Source organism: Kitasatospora sp. NPDC087315 (genome assembly GCF_044744345.1).
Taxonomy (GTDB): Bacteria; Actinomycetota; Actinomycetes; order Streptomycetales; family Streptomycetaceae; genus Kitasatospora.
On record NZ_JBIUYD010000055.1, the window covers coordinates 1 to 8,843 of the forward strand.

Sequence of the window (8,843 nt, forward strand, 5' to 3'; positions counted from 1 at the left end):
TGGCATCAGCGACTGATTATGGCATGGGAATTGCATGACAACACGTCAAAATATGTGAACTCCCCACCTGATGGGCAACCTGGAAAAAGGGTGCAATTGAACAACAATTGCCATTGAATGGACTTTCGATAACCGCGAGTGTTGAATCCGTTACTTAATCGTTACCCTGTGGGCTTCCTTTGATTTCACTGAGAGTGAGAGGTTGTGACTCGGTTCTGAGCGAACCATTTGAGTACGTGTCATCTCTTCGAGAGAGTGCTGATGAAACGACGGTCTTTGGCCTCGTCTGGTTCCACCGGCGGGGCCTTTTCGATGCGTTGGATACGCCGCTTGTCCACAGCGTTGACGCTCGGTCTGCTGGTGCAGACCGGTGTGGTCGCCGACGCTCTGGCGTCTCCTCCGTCCGGCGCGGGTACCGCGCCACAGACACCCCAGGCCGCTCCGGTGGCCCCTTCGACCGAGGCGCCCGACGAGGCGTCGGCTCTGCTGGCTGCGCGCCTGCAGGGCCGCCGCATCGAGGTCACCAAGGCCCGCACCGAGTTCGTCACCCTGTGGGCGAACCCGGAAGGGACGCTGACCTCGGAGCGGTCTGTAGGCCCGATCCGGATGAAGGTCGGCGACACCTGGGTGCCGGTCGACACCACGCTGGTGCAGACCCCGGACGGCAAGGTCGCGCCGAAGGCGCACCCGGAGGGCCTGGTCTTCCAAGGCGGCGATGCCGGGGTCACGGTCGGCGACAGTGTGCCCGCAACCCCATCGGCCCCTTCCCTGACTTCTTCCGCTACGCCGGATCTGGCGGCCACACCGACGCCTTCTGAGCACGCCTCCCGCGCTGCGGCCCGCACCGCGACGCCCTCGGCCGCCCCGACCACTCCGTACGCCAATCCGCTCGCTACTCCCGAGGCCAAGCCGGCCAAGCGCCCGTTGGTGACGATCGGCTCGGATGGCAAGCAGGTCTCGTTCAGCTGGCTGGGCCGGTTGCCGCAGCCGAAGCTGGAGGGCAGCAAGGCCACCTACGTCGACGCCCGCCCGGGCGTGGACCTGGTGCTGCAGGCGACCCGGACCGGTTTCGAGCAGTTCCTGATTGTCAAGGACCGTTCCGCCGTTGTACAGGCCGGATCGGTCACGATCCCGATCGACACCACCGGCCTTGAGATCGCGCCGCAGCAGGACGGTTCGGTCCAACTACTGGACAAGACGACCGGCAAGCCGGCCGTCAGGATCCCGGCGCCGGTGATGTGGGACGCGGCAGTGGACCCGGCCTCGCAGGAGCACCTCAACCGTGCGCCGGTGACGATGCAGGTGCGCGGTCAGGGTACCGACGCCGAGCTGGTGTTCACTCCGGACGCGGCGTTCCTGGCCGACGCGAAGACCCAGTTCCCGGTCACCATCGACCCGGTGGTTGACGTCGGCACGAGCTATGACACATACGTGCAGACGAACGAGAACTTCGACGCCTCGTCGTCGACCGATCTCAAGCTGGGCAGCTACAACGGCTCGGTCGTCGCGCGCTCATTCCTGACGATTCCGGGTGCCGACTTCAATGGCAAGCAGATCCTGAGCGCCACGCTCAATCTGTACAACTACCACTCGGCCTCCTGCATCGCGAAGCAGTGGGAGGTCTGGAGCGCGCGCGGCGCCGGCTGGTGGACGCGCTGGAACGACCAGCCTGCGCTGGAGCAGAAGTGGGCGACGTCGAACGATACGTTCGACGAGGATCCGGACGACAGTCATCACTGCACCCGCCCCGACGGTTCGGTGTGGGCGAAGGCCGACATCACGCAGATGATCCAGTACGCCGCGGGCTTCGGCTACAGCGAGTATGGCATGGCCGTAAAGGCGGCCGATGAGGGCAGCAGCCTCTCGTGGAAGCGGTTCAGCTCCGCCGAGGGCGGCGCCCCGCCGTACATCTCGATCACCTACAACACGGTGCCGACGACTCCGGCCGCCGTTCAGGTGCAGCCCTCGCAGCCAGGCAACCCGGCCTACACCCCGGACGCGAACCCGCGCTTCCAGGTGCAGGCGGCCGACGCCGACGGTGACCAGGTCAAGGTCTACTTCGACCTGTGGCGCGGGGGCACGTTCCTCGGCAGTATCGCCAAGGACACCCCCAATGGCGCGGTCGCCACCGTCCGTGCGTCCGACTACGGCATCGCCCGGCTCGACGAGGGCGTGCAGTACTCGATCTGGGCGATGCTCGACGACGGCAAGTCCCGCTCCGGCTGGACCGGGACGACGCTGGTCGCCGACACCGTGAAGCCGGGCACCCCGACGGTCACCTCCGCGGACTACCCGTCGGACGGGCTCTGGCACGGCGCGGCGAACCAGGCCGGCTCCTTCACCATCACCCCGGCCGCCGGCACGGACGACCTGGCCGCGTACGTCTACACGCTCGACGGCGGCACGCCGGTGACGGTCAACGCCACTGCGGCACTGACCACGAGCATCACCCCGGCCACCGAGGGCCGGCGCGTACTCAGCGTGCAGGCCAAGGACCGCGCGGGCAACCTCTCCCCGCCCACGGTCTACACCTTCCAGGTCGGCCAGGCCGGTCTGAGCTCGCCGGTGAACGGCACCCAGTCGGCCAAGCGCGTCAAGCTGTCCGTCGACGCGCAGACGCAGTTCAAGCGGGTCGTCTACGAGTACCGTCGCGGCCCGGGTGCCACGGAGTACGCGGTGCCCCGGACCAATCTGACCAAGGCCGACAACACCCCGGTGGCCGAGGACAAGCCGCGCCTCGCGGACCTCGGCCCGCACGCCAACTGGAACGTCCTGGACACCCTCGGCAACGTCGGCGGCGTCGTCCAGATCCGTGCCAAGCTCTTCCCCGAGGACGGCTCGGGCGCGGGCTACGCGACCGTCTGGAACACCATCACGGTGGACCGCAACGCCGACGGCGCGGCCGCGGCGGGCATCGGCCCGGGTTCGGTGAACCTGCTGACCGGTGACTTCTCCACCGACGTCACGGACGCCAATGAGTTCGGCATGTCGGTGACCCGCACCTCCTCCTCGCGCGGCACGGATCGGGGCTGGCAGCCGCAGGGTGAGCGCCTGGCGGCCAACCAGCGCCAGATCGGCACCGACACGGCGGGCTTCACCCCCGGTCCGGCGGTGCTGAGCCGCTCGACGGTCCGCGGCCACGACAGCTCCACCGACTCGCTGCTCGTCAAGCCCAACGGCAACCCGAACTCCTACGTGGAGATCGGCCCGGGCTACACGCTCGGCCAGAACATGCAGCCGGGGAGGACCTACCGGCTGACCGGCTGGATCTACGTTCCGGGCTCGACCGGGCTGACCCCGGACCGTGCCGACATCGGCCTGCGCCTGCAGGGCGTCCACCGCACCGCGGCCGGGTACGGCGAGGTGCTCTCCCCGAAGGCGTCGTTCACCGACGGCTGGCAGCAGCTGTCCGTCGACATGACCGTCCCCAAGGACGCCACCGAGGCCTGGTTCCGGCTCATCAACGGCTTTGCCGCGGCGGACAAGGAGGTCTTCTTCGACGACCTGTCGCTGAAGGAGATCGTGGCGCCGTTCGGCCCGCAGTGGGCCGGCGGCCCCGACGCGGGCGCCGGCTCGGACTACCGGTCGCTGTCGTTCCCGCAGTCCGACCTGGTCGAGATCAAGAACAACGACGACAGCACGCTCACCTTCGCCAAGGGCACCGACGGCACCCTGTTCCCGGAGCCGGGCGCCGAGTCGCTGTCGCTGAAGGCCGTGCCGGCCACCAGCGGCGCCCTCGTGCTGGCCGCGACCGGGCAGTGCCTGGAGGTCCCGAACGGAGCCGCCGGCAACGGCGCGAACCTGCAGGCGGCGCCGTGCACCGGTGGCGCCAACCAGCAGTGGACCCGAGACGACCAGCAGCGCTTCCAGATCCTCGGCAAGTGCCTGGACAACCCCTGGGGCGTGAGCGCCGACAACACCCGGATCGTGCTCTGGGACTGCAACGTGGGCACCAACCAGAAGTGGGAGGTCCTGGCCGACGGCCAGATCGTCAACCAGCAGTCGTCCAAGTGCCTGGACGCCTACCAGGGCGGCACGATCTGGGTCTGCTGGCGCGGCCCGAACCAGGTCTGGGACGTGCAGACCGCCGGCACCACCTACGAGCTGTCCGAGCTGGACGGTTCGAAGACGGTCTTCGCCCGCCAGGCCGGTTCCAGCATCTACCAGGTGATCAGTGACCTGGGGCCGGAGGCCGCTTCGGCCACCCGCTACCAGTACGACACCACCGACGGCCGCTCGCTGGTGAAGCGGGTCATCCCGCCGGTCGAGCCGGGCGTGGACGACGCCAACCACTGCACCGTCAACCCGCTGCCGCGCGGCTGCGAGGTCATGGAGTACGACTACGCCAAGGTCACCACGGCCACCACGACGACGCCCGGCGACTTCCTGGACCACATCCGTGCGGCGAAGGTGTGGTCGTGGAACCCGGCGACCTCCCAGCAGGAGGCCGTCGAGGTCACCCACTACGCCTACGACGACAAGGGGCGCCTCTCCCAGGTCTGGGACCCGCGCCTGGCGCAGCCGCTGAAGATCACGTACAGCTATGACGACGCGGGCCGGGTCACCAAGATCGGTGCCGCAGGCGAGCTGCCGTGGAACTTCGACTACGGCAAGGCCGCGGCCGACCAGGACCCGGGCCACCTGCTCAAGGTCCGCCGCCCGACCCTGGCACAGGGCAGCAAGGACCAGGTCAACAGCGAGATCGCGACCACGGTCGTCTACGACGTGCCGCTGACCAGCGGTACGGCCGGCGGTCCGTACGACATGGGCGGCGCGGACGTCGCCAAGTGGGCGCAGACCGACGCTCCCACCGACGCGACCGCCGTCTTCGGCCCCGAGGACGACCCGGGCACCAACACCGCCACGGCGGCCAAGCCCGGCAAGGACGGCTACAAGCCGGCCACCGTCCACTACCTCAACGCCTCCGGCAACGAGGTCAACACCGCCGCCCCGTCCATCACCCCCGGCGGTGACATCGACACCACCGAGTACGACCGCTACGGCCACGCCGTCCGAACCCTGCAGGCGACCAACCGCGCCATCGCACTCGGGACCCACCCCGAGGCGGACCGGTTCGCCGCCGAGCTGAACCTGCCCGCGGACTCCGCGTCGCGGACGCGTCTGCTCGACTCACGTACCACCTACAGCCCCGACGGCCTGGACATCGTCGAGACGCTAGGCCCGGTCTACCGCGCCTCGCTCGCCGAACAGGTCAACGGCCAGAGCACCCCGGTCACCTCGACCTGGGAGGCCGAGAAGCTGCCCCAACTCGGCGCCAGCGCGCCAGTGCGGGTGATCAACAACAACAACGGCCTGATCTGGTCCGGCGGAGCGCAGCTCAGCCTGGCCGGGACCCAGGCCGGTGCGTTCGACACCATGCGGGTGAGCGTGCCGGAGGAGGGCGACTACCAGCTCTCCGGGCAGCTGACGCGGTTCAACGACCACGGCATCGTGCAGTTCGCGATCGACGGCCAGAACCTCGGCCAGCCGATCGACACCTTCGACTCCAACCCCGCCGGCTCGATCGCCCCGTACACCGTAGGCCAGTCGATCCACCTCGCCCGCGGCGACCACGAGCTGAAGGTCACGGTTACCGGCACCAACACCGCCAGCTCCGGCGAGCGCTTCCACGCCGGCCTGGACACCGTCACGCTGACCAAGACCACCGTCAACCCGACCCTCCCGGCGGGGACCTCGGTGGTGGCCCGCGACCACAACACCAACACCTACGACGAGAACAAGCCTGACGGCCAAGCCTACCACCTGGTCACCACCCAGACCGACGGTGCCCGCGTCGATGGCTACGCCGACGACGTCGAACTGCGCGTCACCAAGCAGGGCTATGACACGCCGATCGGCGGCGCCTCCGGCTGGACGCTGAAGACCCCCACCTCGGTCACCACCGACGCGCTCGGCGCCAAGCTGACGGCTGTCGTCAAGTTCGACGCGAAGGGCCGTGCGCTGGAGTCCCGCAAGCCGGGTTCCACCGGGACCGATGCTGGCACGGTCAAGGCGGTGTACTACACCGCTGGCGCCAACCCCGACGACGCGGCCTGCGGCAACCGTCCGGAATGGGCGGGCCTGCCGTGCGTCAGCGGGCCGGGCGGTGCGATCACCGGTGCGGACGCGGCGCGGATGCCGACCACCCTGCCGGTCAAGCGGGTCACCCGCTACTCGCCGTTCGCCGAGCCGGAGGAGGTGACAGAGACCAACGCGGGCAAGTCCCGCAAGACCGTCACCGTCTACAACGAGGTGGACCGGATCGTCTCCATCGAGATCACGTCGGACGAGGGCAAGCCGCTCCCGAAGGTCACCACCGAGTACGACCCCGCCACCGGTGACATCGTGAAGACGACGGCCGGCGGCAAGTCGCTCACCCGCGTCTTCGACGCGCTCGGCCGACTGATCTCCTACACGGACGCCGACGGGGCCACCACGACCTCGGAGTTCGACCGGTTCGGCAAGCCGGTGAAGGTCACCGACCCGACCGGCTTCACCACCTACACCTACGACCGCGCGAAGGAGCCGCGCGGACTGGTCACCTCCGTCAACGACAGCGTGGCCGGCGAGTTCACCGCCAAGTACGGTCCGGACGGCCAGCTGGTCGAGCAGACCTACCCCGGCGGGATCGTTCGCAAGGACACCACCAACGCCGTGGGCGAGGCCACCGGGCGCACCTACACTCGCACCAGCGACAACAAGGTGATCTGGGCCCAGACCACCGACATCTCCACCCAGGGGCAGGTGGCGAAGGACACCAGCTCCACCGCCACCCGCACGTATCAGTACGACCGGCTCGGCCGGCTGGTGAAGGCCGAGCAGTCCACGGTCGCCACCGGTTGCGTCACCCGTCAGTACGCCTTCGACGCGCACTCCAACCGCCTGTCCAAGCAGACGTCCCCGAAGGGGGCGTCCGGCGAGTGCGCCACCGCCGGGGCGACGGCGGAGAACCACACCTACGACAGCGCCGACCGCCTCACGGATGCGGGCTTCTTCTACGACGCCTTCGGGCGCACGGTGAAGACGGCGACTGGCGCGACCAACACCTACTGGGCGAACGACCGCGTCGCCGCCCAGGAGAAGGGGGACACCAAGCAGGAGTGGGCCGTCGACGCGGCCCACCGCCTGACCGCGTTCACCACCAGCAAGAAGCAGGCCGACGGATCCTGGGCTGGCGCTACCTCCAAGCTGAACCACTACGGCGACGACGGCGACGAGGTCCGCTGGACCGTCGAGGACACTGCCCAGGGCACCCTGACTCGCAACGTCTCGGGCCCGGACGCCGACCTGGTCGCCACTACCAGCAGGACCGGTGACGTCCGGCTGCAGCTGACCAACCTGTTCGGCTCGGTCGTCATTACCACCGACACCGCGCTCACCGCACCGGTGGTGCTGGACTTCGACGAGTTCGGCATCCCGCAGGACGGCCAGGCAGGCGTTCGCTACGGCTGGCTCGGCGGCAAGCAGCGCTCCGCCGAGGCCCAGGACGGCGACATCCTCATGGGTGCCCGCCTCTACAGCCCCGCCCTCGGCCGGTTCCTGCAGATCGACCCCGTCCCCGGCGGCAACGCCAGCGCCTACGACTACTGCACCGGCGACCCCGTCAACTGCACCGACCTCGACGGCAACTGGGGCATGCCCAAGTGGCTGAAGAAGACGGTCGAAGTCGTCGCCAAGGTCGCCGAGGTGGTCGCCACCGTCGTACCGGGTCCCATTGGTTCCATAGCCGCCGCCGTTTCGTCAGTCTCCTATGCCGCCACCGGTAACTGGGAAAAGGCCGCCGAAATGACGATCATGGTGGCAGCGGCGGCAGTGGGCGCAGGTGTCGCCGTGAAGGCAGCTGTCACGACGGTCAAGGCAGCCCGCGCCGTAAAGCTTTCAAACAGCTTCACGAAAACGGTCAAATACCCCAACATTCGCACGCAGAACAATCGGCTTTACAGCAAGGTTGATAAGATCGTCAAGCAGCATGGATTTAAGCAGCAGAACGATCTGGACGGCCCCCTGTGGGCCACTGACCGGCCGAACGTATACAAGAATCGCGCACTCATGAATCCCGAAAAGCGCAAAGAGGTCCGAATGCGCTTCACGAATCGGGAACTCAGGACAGTGAAGAAGTATTTCAAAAAAATCGACAATATTTCCCGAGCGAGGGGACAGAATAACTATAATGCCAAAGAGCGGGCGGAGTTGATGAGGTACTACATCAAGGGGAAATACCGCTAAACAAAGTGGAAATGCCTCTGCATAGCTGATGGCGCGGAATGATGGCAGTTCAATTGTCGTCATTCCGCGCCGTCGCACGGAAGGGCTCAGCCAAGGGGTCGATGGGCAGTTCAAAGCATGGATCGCGGGCCTTGGCAAAACCGCCACCATGAGGCATCATGACGACATGTTCTCTTGGATTCGCAATCGACGCCATGAAAGGCAGCGGGCTCGAGAAGCTTCATGGGTGGAGGAGCGGACTGTCTTGGCGGCAGAATCCGACCGTCTGACTGTGGTCTTCGAGCCGATGGGAGCTATTTATGAGATCGAGCCGGGAGAGACTCTGACTATAGTTTTCAAGGGGCCGCCGACCCATCCTGGAGAAGTCAAACATCGAGCGGACTACACTTCCGTATCTCCAGGTCTCGCGGGCTACATGACGGCATTTGACTCGAAAGATAATGAGATCGACGTTAACACCGGGGCGCCCTACTGAGCTCACAACTTCTCGTCCTAGATGATTGATGCCAAGGGCTCGCCGGTACGCATGACATAAAGCGAGGGAGTCCAAAGGTCTGTTGTGACGCCTGACCTGGACTCCCTCGCGACCGCACTTTACGTGAAGACCGACGACCTGT

Annotated in this window: 2 protein-coding genes; both read left to right on the top strand. The window is 67.0% G+C overall.

Going from position 1 to position 8,843, the window contains the following annotated elements; translation table 11 throughout:
• Window positions 1-330: 330 nt before the first annotated feature.
• Complete coding sequence (locus ACIO5D_RS38355; RefSeq protein ID WP_400800930.1) at window positions 331-8,226, top strand: ricin-type beta-trefoil lectin domain protein; 7,896 nt, start codon at window positions 331-333, stop codon at window positions 8,224-8,226.
• Between the two features lie 28 nt (window positions 8,227-8,254).
• Entirely contained in the window at window positions 8,255-8,701 is a 447-nt protein-coding gene (locus ACIO5D_RS38360) for a hypothetical protein (RefSeq protein WP_400764284.1), read from the top strand.
• Window positions 8,702-8,843: the final 142 nt, after the last annotated feature.